Source organism: Streptomyces sp. NPDC008079 (genome assembly GCF_042957385.1).
In the GTDB taxonomy this organism is placed as follows: Bacteria; Actinomycetota; Actinomycetes; order Streptomycetales; family Streptomycetaceae; genus Actinacidiphila.
Genome location: NZ_JBIBIC010000029.1, coordinates 1 through 20,575 on the forward strand (window position 1 = coordinate 1; position 20,575 = coordinate 20,575).

The following is a 20,575-nucleotide window of genomic DNA, read 5'->3' on the forward strand; positions in this document are numbered from 1 at the left end:
AGGGTTGGCTGCTGCTATCTATTTTACTCCCTTCAGTCTGGGGGGTGGGTTTGTGGCTTGCGCCCCCCCCCCCCCCCCCCCCCGCCCCCCCCCCCCGCCCCCCCCCCCCCCGCCGCTGTGACCGTCTGTCGTGGGGTCTGGCTTCAGGCCGCCGAAGCGTCCTCGGTCTCGTCGTCCTCGTCCATGAACAGGTGGCGCTCCATGTGCACGCGGGCGGCGGCCAGCGCCGGGGCGATCTCCCGGGTGCCGGTCGACACGCACAGCGTGTACGCCGTGTCCTGGAGCTGCTGCCGCACGCGCGGGTCGACGGACTTCGCCGTCTCGACCTCAGCGGTCAGCGTCTCGTAGCGTTCCACCAGGTTCCGAAGGACGGTCGGGTGGGCCATCAGCATCGTCGTACTCCTCGATGTCGGCGAAGTCGGGACGCGCCTGCCCGGCCCACGCTGTTCCATGCGTGAGAGCGGCGAAAAAAATTGCCTGCCGGGCCGCACCCTCTTCTTCGTCGCGTCTTTGCGCAGGCCCCGGATAGGGGTCGAGGGGTGCGAAGTAGTAGTCCCTTCACGGTACATGACACTCATGTCCACAACGGGGGCCGGTGAACGTGATGTTCGACTCGTCTTCGCCGCCGTGCCGAGGGAATGCCGCTCGCGCGGGCGTCGGGCGGCCGGTTGTCGAACACCGGGTGTCGACGTACCGACGTACCGACGAGTCGACCTGTCGCCACGACATGACGCGGTGACAGGTCGACAGCTGACTGCTTGTCGGACGCGGTGTCGTCCGGGCGGCCTTCTAGTCGATGCCGCGCAGGATGTGGGTCTCCGTCAGATCGTCCTCGTAACCGGCGAGGCGGATCGGCGCGCACCGGGACCAGGTGTCCAGGGGGCGTTCCTCGGCCAGGAGCGAGGCACCGTCGCCGCCTCGTTCGGCCGACTCATTGCGCTTCAGTTGATCAGGTGACACCGCGCACTCCTTTGCGTCGCGTGGACCGGCGACACCCGACGCGGCCGTCCGACCGCGCCCGGCGCCCGGTGGGATGGCTCTTCGGGCGGTACGGACGCGGTGGCGCCTTGGGCCCCCCACGCCCGGGGGCGAAGGGGAGGACCGGAGCGCGGCCGAGGTGGGCGACTCGTTCCGGGACGGGCCCCGGGGTTCGGTACATCCCCTGAGACCGGTTCGTCCCGCACAGCGTAAGCCTGCCCGTCCTCCGTCACCAGCCGGTTTCCGGCGCGCTACGCACAGTGGCGAAGTGCCGTGCGCGCGTGCGAAACCGGCCCTGGCCGCTGCCGTGCGGCGCATGGTTGCTACGGTTCCTCGTGCTCAACAGCGAAGAGGACCGAGACGAGGGGCCTGCGCCATCCGGGTCACGCGCGCCTGAAATATCCGGAAAGCCGGAGATGTCCGCGCCGCCGGCCAAGCCCCGCCGCCGACTGCTGGCCGATGTGAGCCCGCTGCGCGAGCACCCGGACTTCCGCCGCCTGTGGTTCGGCAACACCGTGTCGTACATCGGCTCGCAGATGACCGCGATGGCCGTCTCGCTCCAGGTCTACGCGATCACCGGCTCCAGCTTCTACGTCGGCCTGGTCGGCCTCTTCTCGCTCGTCCCGCTGATCGTCTTCGGCCTGTACGGCGGCGCCGTCGCCGACGCGGTCGACCGGCGCAAGCTCGGCCTGATCACGGCCGCCGGCTCCACCGTCTGCTCCGGCGTGCTGGCCGCGGCGGCTTTCGGCCATCTCAGGTCCGTGGCACTGCTCTACGCCGTCGTCGCGCTCCAGGCGGTCTGCTTCGCGATGAACTCGCCCGCCCGCTCCTCGATGATCCCGCGCCTGCTGCCGCCCGAGCGGCTGCCCGCCGCCAACGCGCTGGCCTCGCTCGCGGGCGGGGTCGGCCAGATGGCAGGACCCATGCTCGGCGCCGTCCTCGTCGGCGCCTGGGGCTACCAGGCCGCGTACACCGTCGACGTCGCCGCCTTCAGTGCCTCCCTCTACGCGATGTGGCGGCTGCCCGCGATGCTCCCCGGCGAAGGGGACGGCGCGGCCCGTCGCCGCCCGTCGGTCATCGAGGGCCTGCGCTACCTCGCCGCCCGGCCCAACCTGCGCACCACCTTCGTCTCCGACCTCGCCGCCATGGTGCTCGCCCAGCCCCGCGTGCTGTTCCCCGCCGTCGCCGGGCTCTGGTTCGGCGGCGACACCCGCACCGTCGGCCTGCTCGCCGCGGCCCCCGCCGTCGGCGCGCTCCTCGGCAGCGTCTTCTCCGGCTGGCTCGGCCGGGTCCACCGCCAGGGCTTCGCCGTGCTGCTCGCCGTCGGCTCCTGGGGCGCGGCCGTCGCCGTCTTCGGCCTCACCCGCAACCTCTGGCTGGGTCTGCTCTTCCTGGCCTTCGCGGGCTGCGCCGACACCGTCTCGATGGTCTTTCGCAACACCATGCTGCAATCCGCCGCCCCCGACGACATGCGCGGGCGCCTCCAGGGCGTCTTCCTCGTCGTGGTGGTCGGCGGCCCCCGCCTCGGCGACTTCCTCGCGGGTTCCGTCTCCGACCTGTTCACGCCCACCGTCGCCGTCGTCGGCGGCGGCCTGGCGTGCATCTCGGCGATCGCGCTGATCGGCCTCTTCCAGCGCGGCTTCGTCGCCTACGACGCCCGCCGCCCGGTGGCCTAGGAGCCGCCTTCAGGGGCGTAGCCGCTCCTCGGCGAGCGCCGACACGGCGGCGGCCAGATCGGCCTGCGACGGGTCGTACGCGACGGCGGCGGCCGTCAGCCGTAGGACGTCGGCGAGGGCGCCGTCGGTGAGGTGGTCGGGCGCGCCGACGCGCGCGAGGCCGCGGGTGAGCAGGCCGCGGGCGGCATCGGGACGGCCGCGGCGCAGCATCTTGACGGTGGCGACGGCGTTGGCCAGGGCGCTGGCGGCCGGGGACCAGGCGGTGGCGGGCGCCGCGGGCACGGTGGCCGACCCGGCCGGCTCCGCGCGGACGGACAGGTCCAGGCGCCAGAAGAGCGGAAGACCGCGGAAGGCGGCGAAGAGCAGCCGCTCGCCCATGGCGGCGGCCGACTCCGGGTCGACGCGGAGCGAGGCCAGCGGCCGGACGCGCCCCAACGCCACGGCGGCGGTGTCGACGCAGTGGGCGAAGCGGTCGCCCGGCACGGTCCATTCGAGGTCGATGTCGCTGTAGGCGTCGGCGGTGCCCGAGGCCAGCGAGCCGCGCAGCCGGGTCCGGGAGCCGGGGCAGTACGCGGCCAGCGCGTCCAGCAGGTCGCGCGCCAGGGCCGCGCGTACGGCCGGGTCGAGGGCCGTCATCCGCTGCGCTCGGGCAGCGCGTCGACGTACACCCACGCACCGTCCTCGCGGCCGAAGCGGCTGTTCTCGTACTGGTCACCCGGTTGGCCGTCGGCCAGGAAGCGGGCGCGGAATTCGACGGTGCCCTCGGTGTGGAAGGCGGTGCCGCCGGTCGAACCGAGGATGTCGAGGCCGGTCCACCGCACGTCCCCGTCGAAGCGCAGGCCCGGCGGCCGGGTGCCGGAGTGCCACGTACGCAGCAGATAGGCGGCGTCGCGTACGGCGAAGGCGGCGTACCGCGACCGCATGAGCTGCTCCGCGGTCGTGGCGGCGGACCGTCCCTGGTGGAGGGCGCCGCAGCAGTCGTCGTACGCGGCGGGCCGTCCGCACGGGCAGGGAGCCGTAGGGGAGAGCCGGGTGGCCGCCGGGCGGCGGTTCTGACGTCGGGGCATCCTCTGATTGTGGCGGACGCCGCCATTCGCGGGAGTCGTGGGTTTTGCCCGCCCCGCAGCGGAAAAGTGCTGACCGTGGCGCAAATCGGGTGCGCGCGCCACCATCCTCCTCCGAAAGGAATCCCCGTGAGTACGGCGCAAGACGAGTCAGCCCAGGTAGCGGTCACCTTCGACGGTTGCGCGAAGGAGGACGCGCAGACCGTTCTCGACGCTCTGAACACCAGCTTCGCCTCGGACCGCGAGCCCGACGACATCCCGCAGGACTCGGCGGACGGGCGGCCGATGGTCTGGAGTGCCACCTTCGACGTGTCCCGCACCCTCGGGGTGCCGGGACCCGCGCGGCTCGGCGAGTCGCTGACGGTCACGGCCCAGGGCGGCTACCGCGCGGTGGACCGGCTGCGGGAGAGCCTGGCCGAGGCGTTCACCGTCCGGGTGGTCGGCACCGCGGCGGGCGACCAGGAGCAGGAGGCGCGCTTCCGGCTGGAGAACCACGGCGCCGCGTGACCGCGTGACCGCGTGACCGCGTGACCGCCTGACCGCGTGACCGACTGCCCGGGACGGGGCGCCGCCTGACCGGGAGGGCGCGCCGCCCGGCGGTCCGCGGCATGTCCGGCCGTACGCCGTCCGTCCGCGTCACGTCCCGCCGTGCGCCGCCCGTACCGCCTCCAGCGTGTCGGCCTCGGCCGCCGTCTTGTCCTCGCGGTAGCGCACGACGCGGGCGAAGCGCAGGGTGACGCCCGCCGGGTAGCGGGTCGAGGTCTGGAGGCCGTCGTAGGCGATCTCGACGACCAGTTCGGGGCGCACGGTGACCACGTATCCGTCGGTGGGGCCGACCGCCAGGGCGAGCAGCCGCTCGGTCTGCCAGTCGAGCAGCGCGTCCGTCAGGCCCTTGAAGGTCTTGCCGAGCATGGCGAAGCCGTCGCCGTCGCGCGCGCCCAGGTGGAGGTTGGAGAGCTTTCCCGTGCGGCGGCCGTGGCCCCACTCGACGGCCAGCACCACCAGGTCGAGGGTGTGCACCGGCTTGACCTTGATCCAGGACGCGCCGCGCCGACCGGCCGCGTAGCCGCTGTCGGCGGCCTTGACCATCACGCCCTCGTGCCCGCGGTCCAGCGTGGCCCGCCAGAAGTCCTCGGCGGCCCGCAGCTCCGCCTCGTCCGCCGCGTCCGACACGACGGTCCGCCGGACCCGCAGCTCCTCGGGGAGGAGCCCGGCCAGCACCGCGTGCCGCTCGTCGTAGCCGCGGTCGAGCAGGTCCTCGGTGGCGTCCCGGTCGCCGACGGCGAGCACGTCGAAGAAGACCGCCGTCAGCGGCAGGGCGCGGGCCGCCGCCGACACGTCGACGCGGGAGCCGACACGGCCCGCGGTCTCCTGGAATGGCCGGGGCCGCCCGTCCGGGCCGAGCGCCAGCACCTCGCCGTCCAGGACCAAACGGTCCGCGCCCAGCGCGCGGACGGCCGCGACGACCTCCGGCAGGCGCTCGGTGATGTCGTCCAGCGTGCGGGTGAAGATCCGGACCGACTCGCCGTCGCGGTGCACCTGGACACGGATGCCGTCGATCTTCTCCTCGATCGCGCAGGGCCCCGCCTTGGCGACCGCCTCGGCGACCGATTTGGCGGAGGACGCCAGCATCGGCAGCAGCGGCCGGCCGACCGCGAGGGCGAATTCGGTGAGCGCGTCGGGGCCCCGCGCCAGCAGGGCCCGCGCGACCGGTTCGAGGGCGCCCGCGAGCATCACCGCGCGGCGTACGTCGGCGGGCGGCGCGCCGGTCGCGGCGGCCAGGCCCTCCGCCGCCGCGGCGTCCAGCGCGCCCTGCCTGACCTCGCCGGTGAGCAGCCCGACCAGGAACTCCTGCTCCCGCTCGGTCGCCGCGCCCAGCAGGCCCTGGAGCAGGTCCCGCCGCCGGCCCTGCGACCCGGCGCCCGCGACCGCGCCGACGGCCGTCAGCGCCTCGTCCACCGCCCGTACGGTCAGCGTCGGCTCCGCGGCGGGCTCGGCGCGGTCCCGCAGCGCCGCCCAGCCGACACCGAGCCGCCCCTGCGGCAGGCGTCCGGCCAGATACGCGATGGCGACCGGCACGTCCTCGGGCTCCATGGCCCGGAAGAACTCGGCCAGCAGCGCCGTCTTGCGGGTCCGCGCTGATGTGTGCGCGACCTCGTACGAGACACGGGCGACCTCGGCGAACAGCATGTTCTCCATCCTGCGGCGAACCGGGCGGGAACGCCCGGCGTGTGCCGGACGTATGCCCGACGCATGCCCGACGTGTGCCCGGCAGACATCCGGCACACGCGTTCGGCACACGTTCGACACACGGCACACAATAGAACAGGTGTACGACAGTCGAGGTAGGCTCGGCGCATGAGCCACCCGTCCCCTCAGCAAGCGTCCATCTTCGGCGGCGGCGCTCCGGGCCTCGGTGACCTGGAGGGAGCCCGCCGCACCCACCTCGGACAGGGCGCCTGGATCGACACGCTCCCCGGATGGCTGAGCGGCGCCGACGACCTCTACGCGGACCTGGCCGCGGAGGTCCCCTGGCGCGAGGAGCGGCGCCGGATGTACGACAACGTGGTGGCCGTGCCCCGCCTCCTCGCCCACTACCGCGAGGGCGACCCGCTGCCCGCCGACGTGCTCACCGACGCCCGCGCGCGGCTCAGCGCGCACTACGCGGCCGAACTGGGCGAGCCCTTCGTCAGCGCCGGACTGTGCTTCTACCGCGACGGCCGGGACAGCGTGGCCTGGCACGGCGACCGCTTCGGGCGCGGCGGCACCCACGACACGATGGTCGCCATCGTGTCCCTGGGGGAGCCGCGCCCGCTGCTGCTCAGGCCGCGCGGCGGCGGGGGCGCCGGGAGCACCGTCCGGCAGCCGCTGGGCCACGGCGACCTGATCGTGATGGGCGGCTCCTGCCAGCGGACCTGGGATCACGCGGTGCCGAAGACGCGGGGAGCGGTGGGCGGGCGGATCAGCGTCCAGTTCCGGCCACGCGGAGTGGCGTAGGACCGGTGCGGAGTTGGTGCGGGACCGGCGCGGAGCGGTGCGGGACCGGTCGGTTCTCCGGGGGAGCGGCCCCCGCTGCGGGCGCGTACGGCGGCCAGGCGGCTCCCGGCGTTGATGATCGTCGGGCGAGGAGCATACTGGCGGTGACAGCACTGTTGTCCGAAACCGCTGTCAAGGGGTGTCCGAAAAAACCGCAGGTGTCCGAAGGGGGCATTCAGGGTGGACATCGCGGTCGGCCGGCGTCAGGGGGCGCCGAGGCCGACGCGAGAGGCGTGGGAAACGCCACCGGGACGCTGCCGTGCGATGTCGCGAACGGTGGCGCCGTGATCAGTCCTGCCCGGAACTTCTCCCATCCCGCTCTGTTCTACCGCGGCGCGCGCGAGTATCTGGAGGGCACCGTCCCCTTCGTACGGGACGGCCTCGCCGCGGGCGAACCGGTCGCCGTCGCGGCCCCGCCCGTCGGACTCGGCCTGCTGCGTACCGCCCTCGGGTCCGACGCGGGCGCCGTGCGCTTCATCGACATGACCACGGTCGGGCGCAACCCCGGGCGCATCATTCCGGCCGTGCTCCGCGCCTTCTGCGACGCGCAGCCGCCGGGTCCGGTCCGGATCATCGGCGAGCCGATCTGGCCGGGGCGCACCGCGCTGGAGTACCCGGCCTGCGTCCAGCACGAGGCGCTGATCAACACCGCCTTCGCCGGGCGGCAGGTGACGATCCTGTGTCCGTACGACGCGGCCGGGCTCGCCCCCGACGTCCTGGACGACGCGCACGCCACCCATCCGGTGGTGATCGAGGCGGGCCGTGAGCGGCCCAGCGACCGCTACGCGCCGGACCACGCCGTCGCCTCCGGCAACACCCCGCTGCCCGAGCCGCGGGACGCCGCGTCCTTCGCCTTCGACGACCAACGCCTGCGCGACGCGCGGCGCTTCGCCGTCCGGCTGGCGGGCGGCTTCGGCCTGACCGGCACCCGGCTGGACGACCTGGCCCTCGCGGTCTCCGAACTCATCACCAACAGCGTTCTGCACGGCGGCGGTTCCGGCACGATCCGGCTGTGGACCGAGAACGACCAGGTGGTCTGCGAGGTCCGCGACGGCGGCAGGCTCAGCGACCCGATGGCGGGCCGCCGCCTGCCTCCGAACGGCCGCCCGGGCGGTCGCGGTCTGCTGATGGTCAATCACATCGCGGACCTCGTCCGCGTCCACGCCGCCCCCGACGGCACGGCGATCCGCTGCTACCTCGGCGGCGCTCCCGTCCCGGCCGGAGCCGCGGACTGACCGACCCCGAACCGCCCCGCCCCGCCGACGTCGCGTGAGCGGGGCCTTTCGCTGTGCGCGCACGGTGTGGTCTCGCGGTACGCGGACGGCGGGGACCCTCTGCCATGCGGAGCCCCTTGACGCCGGGGGAGGGGCCTGGCTTCATGAACGCGGTGGCATGGGAGCGCTCCCATCGTGCCCTGCGCTGCCGAGCCGTCACCCATCCCCCCACGAACTGGTGAAGGGACTTACCAGTGACACGTCATCCCGCCCGTCCTCGCTCCGGGCCGCTCGCACGGCCCCGGCTGCCCCGTCCGCCCCGTCCGCCCCGTCGGAACCGGCCCCATCCGCTCCGGCGGCTCAGCCGGTTGCGCCCGGCGGTCGCGGTGCTCGCCGCCGTCGCGGCGCTGCTGCTGCCGCTGACCACCTCGACGACCGCGCACGCCGACCCCGTCTCGACCTGCGCGCCGCAGGGCACCCTCCCGGTGGCCGGTGGCGAGTACACGCTCCAGGCCAACGAGTGGAACTCCACCGCGCAGCAGTGCGTCACGTACTCCAGCGGCACCGCTTGGTCGCTGGCGACGGCCGACTTCAACCTGCCGACGAACGGCGCGCCCGCCACGTATCCCTCGCTCTTCAAGGGCTGCCACTGGGGCGACTGCACGCCGAACAGCGGTATGCCGATCCAGATCAGCAAGCTGGGCAGCGCGGTCTCCTCGTGGAGCACGGTGCAACCGGCGTCCGGCGCCTACGACGTCGCGTACGACCTGTGGATCAACTCGACGCCGACCACGGCCGGTCAGCCTGACGGCACCGAGATCATGATCTGGCTCAACAGCCGTGGCGGGGTGCAGCCGTTCGGCGGGAAGAGCGGCACGTCGGCCGCCGCGGGTCACAACTGGGACGTGTGGACCGGCCGTCAGACCTCGTGGAAGATCATCTCCTACGTGTTGCAGGGCGGCGGGACCTCGGTCTCGAACCTCGACGTCAAGGCGCTGATCGACGACGCGGTCGGCCGCGGTTCGGTCGACCCGGCGCACTACCTCATCGACGCCGAGGCCGGTTTCGAGGTCTGGCAGGGCGGCCAGGGTCTGGCCACCACCGGCTTCTCCTTCAGCGCGAGCGCGGCGGGCTCCGGCGGCACCGGCTCCGACACCCAGGCGCCGACCGCGCCCGGCGGCCTCGGCGTCACCGGGACCACGGCGACCTCGGTCTCCCTGGGCTGGTCGGCGGCGACCGACAACGTCGGGGTGACGGCGTACGACGTCTACCGCGGCGGCGCGTTGGTGGGGACGACCGCCGGCCGGTCGTACACCGACTCGGGGCTGACCGCCGCGACGGCGTACACGTACACCGTCAAGGCCCGCGACGCGGCGGGCAACACCTCCGCCGCCTCGGCGCCGGTCACCGCGACCACCTCCAGCGGGTCCAACGGCGGTGGCGGCAGCGGCTGTTCCGCCAGCTACACGGTGAGCAACGACTGGGGGAGCGGCTTCACCGCCGATGTGACGGTGGCCAACAGCGGTACGTCGGCGACGCGTTCGTGGACGGTGTCGTGGACCTACCCCGGCAGCCAGCGCGTCACCAACTCCTGGAACGCCACCGTCGCCCAGTCGGGCGCGGCGGTGACCGCGGCGAGTCTCGCCTACAACGGCGCCCTCGCGCCGTCCGCCGAGACCCACTTCGGCTTCCAGGGCACGTACAGCGGCGGGAACGCCGTTCCCGTGCTGACCTGCACGGCGACCTGACGCACCGTCCGGTCACGCCTCGCGGCGGCCCGGCGAGCGGGGAGACCCGCTCGCCGGGCCGCCGTGCGTAGCGGACACATTGCGCCGCCGCACGGCTGATTCTTGGTGTGGACATGACTAAATCCTGGGACTAGGGTGCGACTTGGTCTAGACCTGGATCGGTGTGGTCTTGTGCCGCACGGGCAGGTCCGGGCCGCGTACGACCGTAGACATCCGCGGAACTCCCCCACGTTCTCAAGGAGTACGCCATGCGCAAGAAGATCAGTGCGGCCGTGATCGGGCTCGGCGTCGCCGGTTCGTTCGTGCTCGCCACCGGAAGCGCCAGCAGTCACGGCTACATCAGCACCCCGCCCAGCCGCCAGGCGCTGTGCGCCGCCGGGACCGTCACGAACTGCGGCGACATCCAGTACGAGCCGCAGAGCGTTGAGGGCCCCAAGGGCTTCCCGGCCGGCGGTCCCGCCGACGGCAAGATCTGCAGCGGCGCCAACAGCCGCTTCGCCCAGCTCGACGACCCGCGCAACGGCGGCTGGCCCGCCACACACGTGACGGGCGGTCAGAGCTACACCTTCACCTGGAAGTTGACCGCCCGGCACTCGACGACCGACTTCTCGTACTACCTGACCAAGGCCGGGTACGACCCGAAGAAGCCGCTCATCCGGGCGATGCTCAACACCACGCCCTTCCTGAAGATCCCCTACAACGGCTCTCAGCCGCCCGCCACCGTCGTCCACCAGGGCACGATCCCCAGCGGGCTGAGCGGCAAGCAGCTCATCGTCGGCGTCTGGACCATCGCAGACACCGCGAACGCCTTCTACTCCTGCGCCGACGTGCAGTTCTGACGCACTGTCCGGGGCCGCCGCCGTCCTGCTCCGCTGACGGTGCGTCACCGTAACGCCCGGCGTGGGCAGCCGCACCCGCGCCGCCGCGTAGGGCAGTGTCGAAGCCGGAACCGGGCCGTTCGGACGCCCGGACGGCGCGCGACACGACGACGGAGGCGGCAGCGGGATGCGGACACGACGGGGACGGCGACTGACGCGGGGCCTCGGCCCGAGGCGGGCGCGCGGCGGAGTGTTCGCCGCGGCGGCCCTCACGGCTGCGGCGGCGCTCGCCGGAACGGGAGCGGGCGCGGCGACGGCGACGGCGGCGCCCGGCGACGGGGTACGGGACTCGGCCTTCGCCCCGGTGCCGGACGCTTCCGCTGCCGCGCCCGCGCCCGGCGGCCCCGACCTGCCGGTGTGGCGCAGCCGCCGCGCGGCCGGGCCCGAGCGGGACGAGGAACTGCGCGCCGTGGCGGCCCGCGACTCGCTCGACGCGTGGTCGGTCGGCTACCGCGAGGACCCGTCGGGCGTGAACGTCCCCGTCGCCGAGCGGTTCGACGGCGCCCGGTGGAACGCCACCGGCCCGCTCGCCCACCGGCCGTCCGTCGGCGCGGCGGCGAACGGCAAGCTCGACGCCGTACTGCCGCTGTCCGCCCGTGACGTCTGGGCTGTCGGCTCCTGGAACGACGCCGCGGCGTTCCAGGACCGCTCGCTGGCCGAGCACTTCGACGGCCGCCGCTGGCAGGAGGTCCCGCTGCCCGCGGAGGCCGCCGACCGGTCGGCGTACCCGTCGGCGCTCGCGGGCACCGGCCCGGACGACCTCTGGACGGTCGGCGTCACCGCGCAGGACCGGATCGGCGCGCCGCGCCCGCTGGCGTACCACTGGAACGGGCGCGCCTGGTCGTCGGTCGCCACCCCGGAGCCTGGCGGCGACGCGCTGCTGTCGGGTGCGGCGGCCGACGGCGACGGTCGTGTCTGGGCCGTCGGCGTCGTCTACGACGCGCGGGGCGAGGGCCGCCCGCTCGTCGAGCGCTGGGACGGCGCGGCCTGGCGGATCGTGCCGACGCCGCACACCGCCGGCCGCGGCGAGTCGCTGGAGAGCGTCGCCGTGCTCGGCCCCGACGACGTGTGGGCGGTCGGCGGGAGCAGCACGCCGGACGGCACGAACTCCCCGCTGACCCTGCACTGGGACGGGCGTACGTGGACGGAGGTCGCGGCGCCCGCCGTCCACGCGGACCTGCACGGCGTCACCGCGTACGGCGAGCACGGCCTGATCGCCGTCGGCGAGCAACAGGGCGTGGCCACACCGGCGTTCACCATGCGCTGGGACGGCGCGGCCTGGCACGCCGAGCCCGCGGCGACCGACGCGGCGGGCCAGGGTGCCTCGCTCTTCGGCGTGGCCGCCGTGCCGCACCCGCTGCCCGGCACACCCACCGCGTGGGCGGTCGGCTCGACCCTTCCCCAGTTCCAGCCGACCTGGCGGCCGATCGTCCAGGGCTACGGCGGGGTGCCGGTGCGCTGAGCGGCAGGGGCCGCCTCCGGCGCGGGACGGCCCCCCTTGCTGGCCGGCTACTCAGGTACGGCCCGTGGCCCAGGCGCCGGTTGATCGAGGCCCGGGTGTGATTGAGGTCCGAGGTGGTCGAAGCCTGAGGTGGTCGCGGCCCGGGTGTGTTCGCGGCCCGAGCCCGGGCTGGTCGAGGTTCGAGGCGATCGAGGCACGGGTTAATCGAGTGGTCCGGCGGGCGGCCTGCGGCGATGATGCCGGGATGGAACGTGACTTCGACGCGCTGGTGGCGGAGGCCGACTCGGTGTCGGTCGACGGGTGGGACTTCTCCTGGCTGGGCGGGCGGGCCACCGAGCAGCGGCCGTCGTGGGGGTATCAGCGGCGGATGGGCGAGCGTCTCGGCCGGGCGTCGGCCGCGCTCGACATCCAGACCGGCGGCGGCGAAGTGCTCGCCGGGGTGCCCGCGCTGCCGCCGCTGATGGCCGCGACCGAGTCGTGGCCGCCGAATGTGGCCAAGGCGACCGCGCTGCTGCACCCGCGCGGCGCGGTCGTCGTCGCGGACACGGACGAGCCCCCGCTGCCCTTCGCCGACGAGGCGTTCGACCTGGTGACCAGCCGCCACCCCGTGACGGTGTGGTGGGACGAGATCGCGCGCGTCCTGCGCCCCGGCGGCACGTACTTCTCCCAGCAGGTCGGCCCGGCCAGCGCGTTCGAGCTCGTGGAGTTCTTCCTCGGAGAGCAGCCCGACGCGGTGCGCGGCGCGCGCCACCCCGACCTGGCGCGTGCGGGCGCCGCCGCGGCCGGACTCGAGGTGGTCGACCTGCGCGCCGAGTCGCTGCGAATGGAATTCCACGACATCGGCGCGGTCGTCTACTACCTGCGCAAGGTCATCTGGATGGTCCCCGGATTCACGGTCGCCGAGCACCGCGACACCCTGCGCGCCCTGCACGAACACATCACGTCCGAGGGGTCGTTCACGGCCACGGTGACCCGCTTCCTCATCGAGGCGCGGAAGGCGGCCTGACGCCGGGACCGCCCCCCGCGACGCCCGTCGCGGTTACGCGCGGGGCCGGTCGGTGTGGAAGGTGCCGAACGCCCCGTCGTGGTGGACCAGCGGCGAGTCCGCGCCGGGACCGCCCGCGTCCTCCACATGGCCGACCACGAGGAAGTGGTCGCCGACATCGTGGACGTGCACGGTACGGGCGGTCAGCCAGGCCGGCACCCCGGACAGCAGCGGCAGCCCGCCCGTGTCCGGTGTCCAGTCCACCCCGGCGAACCGGTCCACGCCACTGCGCGCGAAGCCCCGCGCCAGGTCCTCCTGGTCGGACCCGAGCAGATGCACCGCGAAACGGTCGGCCGACCTGACGGCGCCCGCCGTGGACGCCGTGGTGGACAAGTAGAAGGACACCAGGGCCGGTTCGAGGGACGCCGAGGTGAAGGACGTCGCGGTGAATCCCGCGGGACCCGGCACGGTCACGACGGTCACCGCCGTCGCCTGCCGCCGCAGCGTACGCCGCAGCAGATCGGCCGGACGTACCGCTCCGGCGGCGGAACGGGTGTGATCCACGGGTGAGTTGGTGGCAGCGGCGAGCGACGGGGTCGCGGTCATGACGGGCGGTCCTTCCGGGTCGGATGCCAGGGGAGTGGCCGGACCCCTTACGGGGCCGGGCACATGGCGGGGCGTCAGGGCGCGGCGACCGGGGTCACCGTGAGGATCGGCGGGAGCGAGGGAGCGATACGCAGCCGCTCCAGCCACTGGACGACGAGGGCGGCGACACTGCGGTGCTGGATGTCGTTGAGCACGTCGTGCCTGCCGTCCGTCACCGTGGTCAGGGTCGCCGCGGGCAGCCGCGCGGCCAGGGAGTGGGCGACGGACGGCGCGGAGACCGGGTCGGCCGCGCCGTGCAGCACGAGGGCCGGGAACGGGAGCCCGGCTGTGAGCGCCGCGTCGGCGGCCTCGGCCAGTGCGCCGGGGACGGGGGCGGCGAGGGCGCCGGCGACGAACAGCGGGTCGGCGTCCAGTCGCCCCCGGTGCGTCGGGCACGCCGTGCGTACGGCCAGCTCGTCGTCCCACCCGGCCGCCGCGCCCGGTTCCGGCGCCCCGGCGAGCAGCAGCGCGTCCGGTGCGACGCCCGTACGCCCCGCGGCTGCCAGCGCGTGCAGGGCCCCGCTGTCGGAACCGGCCAGCACCAGCGGCCTGGCCGCGCCCGCCGCGATCGCTTCGACGGCGCCCGCGACCGGCTCGGGATCGCCGTCCTCGGGCACGTCGAGTACGTGGACGACATACGCGTCGGCCGCCAGCCGCCGGCCGAACCGCTCGTACACGCCCGGGTGTTCACCGCGCCCGGGGAGCAGGACGACGGTGCCGCGGTGCGCCAGGCCCGCGGCCGGGTACCAGTCCGCGACCGGCGCGGCCTCCTCCGCCGGGCTCGGGACTCGCGGGTGCACCGGGTCGCCGGTGGCCTCGGCGAGGCCGACCGGGGCGCTCATCGGGCACCGCTCACGGCGGCGACCGCGGGAGCGGAGCCGGACACGCCCGTCGCGTCCGCGTCGCGCCGGGCCACCTCGGCCCGGACCAGCGGCAGCAGGTCACGGCCGTAGTCGATCACGTCGTCCAGCGGGTCGTAGCCGCGGATCAGCAGCGTGGTGACGCCGATGTCCACGTAGTCCAGCAGCGCCTGGGCGACGGTCTCCGGCGTGCCGACCAGGGCGGTCGAATTGCCCGCCGCCCCGGTCGCCTTGGCGGTGGGGGTCCACAGCGCGCGGTCGTGCAGCTCACCCTTGGCCGCGGCGGCGAGCAGCCGCTGCGAGCCGGTGTTCTGCGGCTGGGCGTCCGGGCCGACCGGCAGGGTTGTGCGGCGGCTGCCGACGAACGACCCTGCCGCGCCGCGGGAGTTGATGGTGTCCAGGATGCGGTGCGCGCGGTCCCACGCCTCCTCCTCGGTACGGCCGAGGATCGGCCGGAAGGAGACGCTGATCCGCGGCGGCTCGGTGCGGCCCGCCGCCGCGGCCGCGGCCCGCACGGACGCGATCTGCTCCGCCGTCTCCGCCAGCGGTTCGCCCCACAGCGCGAAGACGTCGGCGTGCTTGCCGCCGACCCGGTAGGCCGCCTCGGACGAGCCGCCGAAGTACAGCGGGATGCGGGGCTCGGTGACCGGGCGCACCTCGGAGAGGTAGTCCTCGTAGTGGTAGAAGCGGCCCTCGTGGCTGACCGGTTCTGTGCTGGTCCAGGCGGACTTGAGGATGTCGAGGTATTCGTCGGTCCGCGCGTAGCGGTCGTCCTTGCCGAGGTGGTCGCCGTCCCTGCGCTGCTCGGCGTCGTGCCCGCCGGTGATGATGTGCACCGCGGTGCGCCCGCCGGAGAACTGGTCGAGGGTGGCGAAGGTCCTGGCCGCAAGGGTCGGGGCGACGAAGCCGGGGCGGTGCGCCACCAGCAGGCCCAACCGCTCGGTGTGCGCGGCGACATGGGCGGCGACCTGCGTACCGTCGGGGCTGCCGGAGCCGTAGCCGATCAGGACGCGGTCGAAGCCCGCCTCCTCGTGGGCGAGGGCGAACCGCCGCGTGTAGTCGGGGTCGACGACCGGCCCGGACGGAGGACGGACCTCGGAGACGTCGCGGGTGCCGATCATGCCGATGAACTCAACAGGCATGGCTGCTGGGGCCTTTCGTGAGAGGGAGCGGGAGAGAAAGCGAAAAGGGGGTCAGCGGGCGGACCCGCCGAGATCGAGGGCGGCGCGCCCGGTGCCGAGCAGCACCGAGTCGTCCTGCGGGGTGTGGACGCGGGAGCACAGCACGTCCCGCAGATGCCGTTGCAGCGGGTTGTCGTTGGTCAGGCCGTTGTTGCCGATCAGCGCGACGGCCTGCTCGACCGAACCGATCGCGGCCCGGGTGCCGAGCACCTTCGCGCCGCCCGCCTCCGCGGCGGCGAGCGGATCGCCGCTGTCGACGGCCTCGGCCAGCGCCGCCACCAGCCTTTCCGCACCGGCCAGTTGGACCTCGATCTCGCCGACCGCGCTCTGGAAGCGCGGCAGCGTGGCCAGTGGAGCACCGAGCGCGCTGGGCACGCGCTCGTGCAGGAAACCGGTCAGCCACCGCTGGGCGGCGCGCGCCACGCCGAGGTAGAGCGCGGTCAGGCCCAGCGAGTTCCAGGCACCGCCGACGACGTCCCGGCCGCCGTCCTGGCCGGGCTCCGCGAGCCCGGCGGTGCGGCCGAGCGGCACACGGACCGAGTCGAACAGCACGTCGTCGCTGCGGCTGGCGCGCAGCCCCAAGTGGTTCCAGGTGGGCCGCACTTCGATGCCCGGCGAGTCGGTGCGCACCAGGAACGAACCGGTCCGCACCGGCTCCTCGTCGGTGCGCGCCCACACCATCATCCAGCGCAGCGCCACCGCGCCGGTCGAGAAGATCTTGTGCCCGGTCAGCTCCCAGTGGTCCTCGCGCCGCCGCGCGGTGGCCGCCGGAAGCCCGCCGCGTACCGGACTGCCCAGATCGGGCTCCACCCGCAGGGCGTTCACCAGCGCCGGGCGTCGCGCCGACTCGGCCAGCAGCTCGCCGTAGGTGTCCTGCGGCCAGTGCGGGGCGCGGGCCTGCGCCGCGTGCGCGAACAGCGTCATCGACGTGACCAGCGCGACCGCCGGATCGCCGCCGCCGAGCGCCCGCAGGATGCGTACGGTGTCGGCGAGACCGGCCCCCGCGCCGCCGTGGCCGCGGTCGACGGTCGCGGTGAGCAGTCCGGCGGCGTGCACGGCGGCCACGCCCTCGTGCGGGAAGCTCGCGTCCCGGTCGTGCTCACCGGCCCGCGCGGCCAGCGCCGCCGCGACCTCGGGCAGCCGGTCGTAGTCGGGTGCGGGCAGGCCGGTGGCGGCGGCGTCCGCGGGCGCGGCGGAGCCGGTGCCGGACGAGGACGCGAGGTCGGTGGTCACGGTGTGGCCTTCCTGTGGTGGGGCCGTTCGAAGTGGGGGTCGCCGGGCTCGGGTGGTCCGAGGCGGCCGTACGGGCCGGGCGCGTACGTGTCAGCGGTGGCCGGTCCCGCGGCGGCCGTCGAGGGTGTCGCGTGCGCCGTACGGCCCGCGCGGGGATCGTCGGCGAAGGCGGGCGGCCGGCGGACGGTCACCTCGGGCGGCGGCCCTCCGGCCCACAACTCGACCTCGACCAGAGCGTGTTGGCCGGTGCAGCCCTGGGAGAGCCGGGAGCTGGGGATGTCGGCGGTCAGCACGTTCGGATTGCCGTGCGCGCACAGCGGCGGCTCGTGACCGGGCACCGGGTCGAACCACGCGCCGGTCGGCAGCCGTACGACACCGGGCCGTACCCGGTCGGTGAGCACCGCGCCCGCCAGGCAGGCGCCCCGGTCGTTGAAGATCCGCACCAGATCGCCGTCGCGGACCGAACGGGCCGCCGCGTCCGCCGGATGGATCCGCAGCGCCTCGCGCCCGGCGACCTTGGCGTCCAGGCTCGCGGCCCCGGTGTCGAGCTGACTGTGCAGCCGGTTGGCGGGCTGGTTCGCGATCAGCAGCAGCGGCAGCCGGTCCGCGGCCGGGGCGCCCGGCCACTCGTCGGGTTCGAGCCAGGCCGGGTGGCCGGGGCAGTCGGGCAGCCCGAGGGCGGCCACCGTCGCGCTGGTCAGCTCGATCCGGCCGCTGGGGGTGGCCAGGGGCGCGCCCAGCGGGTCGGCCCTGAAGTCGGCGAAGAGCGTGCGCTCGGCGGGCTGCGGCGGCAGTTCCCACTCGCCCGCCGACCAGAAGTCCGCGAAGGCGGGCGGCTCGCCGCCCCCGGTCGCCGCCAACTCCTCGGCCCACCGGGTGTACAGGTGCTCCAGCCATCCCGCCGGGTCCCGTCCCTCGGTGAACCGCTCGCCGAATCCGAGGCGTTCGGCCAGACCGGCCAGGATCGCGTGGTCGTCGCGGGCCTCGCCGACCGGCTCGACCGCGCGGTGCATGGCGATCAGATGGGTGTCGCGCCGCCCGCCGCCGATGTCCTCGCGCTCCAGGGACGTGGTGGCGGGGAACACCAGGTCGGCGTGGCGGGCGGTCGCCGTCCAGTGCGTCTCGTGCACCAGCACGGTGTCCGGCCGCCCGAAGGCGCGCCGCAGCCTGCCCAGGTCCTGATGGTGGTGGAAGGGGTTGCCGCCGGCCCAGTGCACCAGCCTGATGTCCGGGTAGCGGCGGCGCGTGCCGTCGTAGTCGTACTCCTCGCCGGGACGCAGCAGCAGGTCCGCGATCCGGGCGCAGGGGATGAACTCCGCGACGGGATTGGGCCCTTGGGGCAGATACGGCAGCCGGACCTGCGGACCGGTGTCGCCCACGTCGCCCATCGAGCCGTAGCCGTGGCCGAATCCGCCGCCCGGCAGTCCGATCTGGCCGAGCAGCGCGGCCAGCGCGAGCGCCGCCCACACCGGCTGCTCGCCGTGCTGGATGCGCTGCAACGACCAGGTGACGGTGACCAGGGTGCGCTGCCGCGCGGCGCTGCGGGCCAGGTCGCGGATTCGGTCGGCCGGGATGCCGGTGAGCGCCGCGGCCCACCGCGCGTCCTTCACCGTGCCGTCGTCGGCGCCGCGCAGATAGCGCAGGAAGGTGTCGGCCCCGGCGCAGTACCGGTCGACGAACTCCCGGTCGTACAGGCCCTCGTCGACCAGGGTGTGGGCGAGCGCCAGCATCAGCGCGGTGTCGGTCGCCGGGCGGATCGGGTACCAGTCGGCGTCCAGGCCGTCCGGCAGGTCGTCGCGCAGCGGGCTGACCAGCGCGACCCGGGCACCGGCCGCGGCCAGCGCCGACAGATGGCCGGGCGTGCCGTGCCGGGTCACCCCGCCGGGGGTGACATGCACGTTCTTCGCGGGGATTCCGCCGAAGGCGATGATCAGTTCGGTGTGCCCGGTGATCGTCGGCCAGGTGGACGAGGACCGCAGCACCGACTCCGCGTCGCCGACCAGATAGGGCAGCAGCACCAGCGAGGTGCCCAGGCTGTACGAGTTGCGCGTGCCCGTGTAGCCGCCGAACTGCGCCAGGAACCGGTGGAGTTGGCTCTGCGCGTGGTGGAAGCGCCCCGCGCTCGCCCAGCCGTACGAGCCGCCGAACACCGCCGTGTTGCCGAACTCGTCGCGGACCCGAGCCAGTTCGGCGGCGGCCAGGTCAAGCGCCTCGTCCCAGCCGAGTTCCACGAAGGGCTCGTCGCCGCGCCCGGAGGTGGGACCGGGGCCGTGCTCCAGCCAGCCGCGCCGGGCGGCGGGCCGCCGGATCCGGGTGGCGTGCCGGAGCGAGCCCGGCACACCGCGCAGCAGCGGTGACGGCGAGGGGTCGGCGGGGTGCGGGACGGCGGTGACCGTGCCGTCCGCGTTCCGCCGTACCCCGAACGCCCCCCAGTGGGAGGTCGTCGGGGTGACCGCCCCGGCCCTCCTCCCCACCGAGGGCGCGCTCCCGGTCCCGGCGGTCATACGGCAGCCGCTCCGGTCAGCGCGGCGCCGTCGGTCTGCTCGCGGACCAGCCGCACCAGGGAGCCGTAGTCGCGGGCGTCCTCCAGCGGGCTGAAGCCGCGGATCAGGAGGGTCGACACGCCCAGGCCCACGTAGTCCAGCAGCGACTCGGCGACCTGCTCGTAACTGCCCACCAGCGCGGTGGAGTTGCCCGCGGCCCCGGTGACCTTGGCGACCGCCGTCCACAGCCGCTTGTCGTGCACGTCGCCCTTGGCGGCGTATTCGAGCAGCCTGCGCGAGCCCTCCTGCGCGGTGTGGTCGAGGTTGAACGCCTTGCGCACCTCGCCCGCCTTCTCCTTCGTCAGCCGCAGGACGTCCTCGGCGCGGCGCCACGCCTCGGCCTCCGTGGCGGCCGGTATCGGGCGCAGGCTGACGCTGAACCGCGGGTCGCGGCCGTACGGCGACGCCGCCGCGCGGACCTGCCGGATGCGCTCGGCGATCCCCGCGAGCGGCTCGCCCCAGAAGGCGTACACATCCGCGTGCTTGCCGCCGACCCGCACCGCGTCACCGGACGCGCCGCCGAAGTACACCGGGATCGGATCGGCCGGGCGGACCGACGAGTAGCCGCCGCGCACGGTGTAGAACTCGCCCTCGTAGTCGAAGGGTTCGGCCGACTCCCACTCCTTGCGCACCACGTCGAGGAACTCGTCGGTGCGCCGGTAGCGGGTCGGCTTGTCGCTGAGGTCGCCGTCCCGCGCCTGGTCGGCGTCGTCGCCTCCGGTGATGACGTGCAGCGCGACCCGGCCAGGGTGGAAGGCGTCGAGCGTGGCGTACTTGCGGGCCGTGAGCGTCGGGGCGACGAAACCGGGACGGTGGGCGAGCAGCACACCGAGCCGGGTCGTACGGCTCAGGATCTGGTCGGCGACGGTGAAGCCGTCGGGGCTCGCGGAGGAGTGCGCGACCAGCACACGGTCGAAGCCGGACTCCTCGTGCGCCAGGGCCAGTTCGGTCAGATAGCCGGGGTCGACGACAGGCCCGGACGCGGCGCCGGTCTCACTGAACTGCTGGGTGCTGGCGATGCCGATGAATTCGATGGGCACGGGGTCTCTCCCGAAGATCGTGGGGTTGCTGG

The 20,575-nt window shown here is 74.3% G+C and carries 19 protein-coding genes; 8 read left to right on the forward strand and 11 right to left on the reverse strand.

Annotation, left to right across the window (positions count from 1 at the left end):
- Positions 1 to 143 precede the first annotated feature (143 nt).
- Positions 144 to 392, reverse strand: a complete 249-nt coding sequence (locus ACFZAM_RS35505; RefSeq protein WP_355350278.1) for a DUF5133 domain-containing protein — start codon at positions 390 to 392, stop codon at positions 144 to 146.
- 397 nt (positions 393 to 789) lie between these two features.
- Positions 790 to 960, reverse strand: coding sequence for a hypothetical protein (locus ACFZAM_RS35510; protein WP_355350281.1), 171 nt, complete (start codon positions 958 to 960; stop codon positions 790 to 792).
- Positions 961 to 1,394: 434 nt separating this feature from the next.
- Between ACFZAM_RS35510 and ACFZAM_RS35515 the strand changes: the two genes are divergently transcribed.
- Positions 1,395 to 2,654 (forward strand): MFS transporter, encoded by a 1,260-nt coding sequence (locus ACFZAM_RS35515; protein ID WP_391052298.1) that lies wholly within the window; start codon positions 1,395 to 1,397, stop codon positions 2,652 to 2,654.
- 9 nt (positions 2,655 to 2,663) lie between these two features.
- On the opposite strand, the gene ACFZAM_RS35520 is transcribed toward ACFZAM_RS35515, so the two are convergent.
- Both ACFZAM_RS35520 and ACFZAM_RS35525 read right to left on the reverse strand, forming a co-directional pair.
- A complete protein-coding gene (locus ACFZAM_RS35520; RefSeq protein WP_391052300.1) occupies positions 2,664 to 3,326 on the reverse strand; it encodes a hypothetical protein in 663 nt (220 codons plus the stop codon).
- Complete coding sequence (locus tag ACFZAM_RS35525; RefSeq protein ID WP_355350289.1) at positions 3,287 to 3,721, reverse strand: YchJ family metal-binding protein; 435 nt, start codon at positions 3,719 to 3,721, stop codon at positions 3,287 to 3,289. Before ACFZAM_RS35525 ends, ACFZAM_RS35520 begins: the two co-directional genes overlap by 40 nt.
- Before the next feature lie 126 nt (positions 3,722 to 3,847).
- On the opposite strand from ACFZAM_RS35525, the gene ACFZAM_RS35530 reads away from it, so the two are divergent.
- The gene (locus ACFZAM_RS35530; protein WP_355350292.1) at positions 3,848 to 4,225 is read left to right on the forward strand and encodes a hypothetical protein; all 378 of its coding nucleotides are present in this window, start codon (positions 3,848 to 3,850) and stop codon (positions 4,223 to 4,225) included.
- Between the two features lie 129 nt (positions 4,226 to 4,354).
- On the opposite strand, the gene ACFZAM_RS35535 is transcribed toward ACFZAM_RS35530, so the two are convergent.
- Positions 4,355 to 5,908: an ATP-dependent DNA ligase gene (locus tag ACFZAM_RS35535; RefSeq protein WP_391052304.1), complete on the reverse strand. Its 1,554-nt coding sequence runs from the start codon at positions 5,906 to 5,908 to the stop codon at positions 4,355 to 4,357.
- A gap of 168 nt (positions 5,909 to 6,076) precedes the next feature.
- Between ACFZAM_RS35535 and ACFZAM_RS35540 the strand changes: the two genes are divergently transcribed.
- The 6 genes from ACFZAM_RS35540 (at position 6,077) to ACFZAM_RS35565 (ending at position 13,062) form a co-directional block, all read left to right on the forward strand.
- On the forward strand, positions 6,077 to 6,715 hold the full coding sequence (locus ACFZAM_RS35540; RefSeq protein WP_391052307.1) for an alpha-ketoglutarate-dependent dioxygenase AlkB: 639 nt from the start codon (positions 6,077 to 6,079) through the stop codon (positions 6,713 to 6,715).
- A gap of 323 nt (positions 6,716 to 7,038) precedes the next feature.
- On the forward strand, positions 7,039 to 7,989 hold the full coding sequence (locus tag ACFZAM_RS35545) for an anti-sigma factor RsbA family regulatory protein (protein ID WP_391052309.1): 951 nt from the start codon (positions 7,039 to 7,041) through the stop codon (positions 7,987 to 7,989).
- Positions 7,990 to 8,336: 347 nt separating this feature from the next.
- Complete coding sequence (locus ACFZAM_RS35550; RefSeq protein WP_391052311.1) at positions 8,337 to 9,716, forward strand: cellulose binding domain-containing protein; 1,380 nt, start codon at positions 8,337 to 8,339, stop codon at positions 9,714 to 9,716.
- Between the two features lie 248 nt (positions 9,717 to 9,964).
- Positions 9,965 to 10,555 carry a lytic polysaccharide monooxygenase gene (locus ACFZAM_RS35555; RefSeq protein WP_391052314.1) on the forward strand — a complete coding sequence of 197 codons (591 nt, stop codon included), beginning with the start codon at positions 9,965 to 9,967 and terminating at the stop codon, positions 10,553 to 10,555.
- 166 nt (positions 10,556 to 10,721) lie between these two features.
- A complete protein-coding gene (locus tag ACFZAM_RS35560; protein WP_391052316.1) occupies positions 10,722 to 12,056 on the forward strand; it encodes a hypothetical protein in 1,335 nt (444 codons plus the stop codon).
- 244 nt (positions 12,057 to 12,300) lie between these two features.
- Complete coding sequence (locus tag ACFZAM_RS35565; RefSeq protein WP_391052319.1) at positions 12,301 to 13,062, forward strand: methyltransferase domain-containing protein; 762 nt, start codon at positions 12,301 to 12,303, stop codon at positions 13,060 to 13,062.
- A gap of 33 nt (positions 13,063 to 13,095) precedes the next feature.
- Here ACFZAM_RS35565 and ACFZAM_RS35570 read toward each other — a convergent pair whose 3' ends face one another.
- The 6 genes from ACFZAM_RS35570 to ACFZAM_RS35595 all read right to left on the reverse strand — a co-directional run bounded on the left by ACFZAM_RS35570 (position 13,096) and on the right by ACFZAM_RS35595 (position 20,543).
- Positions 13,096 to 13,647: a flavin reductase family protein gene (locus tag ACFZAM_RS35570; RefSeq protein ID WP_355345797.1), complete on the reverse strand. Its 552-nt coding sequence runs from the start codon at positions 13,645 to 13,647 to the stop codon at positions 13,096 to 13,098.
- Positions 13,648 to 13,721: 74 nt separating this feature from the next.
- Positions 13,722 to 14,528 (reverse strand): serine aminopeptidase domain-containing protein, encoded by an 807-nt coding sequence (locus ACFZAM_RS35575; protein ID WP_391052323.1) that lies wholly within the window; start codon positions 14,526 to 14,528, stop codon positions 13,722 to 13,724.
- Positions 14,525 to 15,688 carry an LLM class flavin-dependent oxidoreductase gene (locus ACFZAM_RS35580; RefSeq protein ID WP_391052325.1) on the reverse strand — a complete coding sequence of 388 codons (1,164 nt, stop codon included), beginning with the start codon at positions 15,686 to 15,688 and terminating at the stop codon, positions 14,525 to 14,527. Before ACFZAM_RS35580 ends, ACFZAM_RS35575 begins: the two co-directional genes overlap by 4 nt.
- A gap of 51 nt (positions 15,689 to 15,739) precedes the next feature.
- On the reverse strand, positions 15,740 to 16,960 hold the full coding sequence (locus tag ACFZAM_RS35585; protein ID WP_391052327.1) for an acyl-CoA dehydrogenase family protein: 1,221 nt from the start codon (positions 16,958 to 16,960) through the stop codon (positions 15,740 to 15,742).
- Positions 16,957 to 19,464 carry a molybdopterin-dependent oxidoreductase gene (locus tag ACFZAM_RS35590; protein WP_391052329.1) on the reverse strand — a complete coding sequence of 836 codons (2,508 nt, stop codon included), beginning with the start codon at positions 19,462 to 19,464 and terminating at the stop codon, positions 16,957 to 16,959. The genes ACFZAM_RS35585 and ACFZAM_RS35590 overlap by 4 nt, the downstream gene beginning before the upstream one ends.
- Positions 19,461 to 20,543: an LLM class flavin-dependent oxidoreductase gene (locus tag ACFZAM_RS35595; protein WP_391052331.1), complete on the reverse strand. Its 1,083-nt coding sequence runs from the start codon at positions 20,541 to 20,543 to the stop codon at positions 19,461 to 19,463. Before ACFZAM_RS35595 ends, ACFZAM_RS35590 begins: the two co-directional genes overlap by 4 nt.
- Positions 20,544 to 20,575 lie beyond the last annotated feature (32 nt).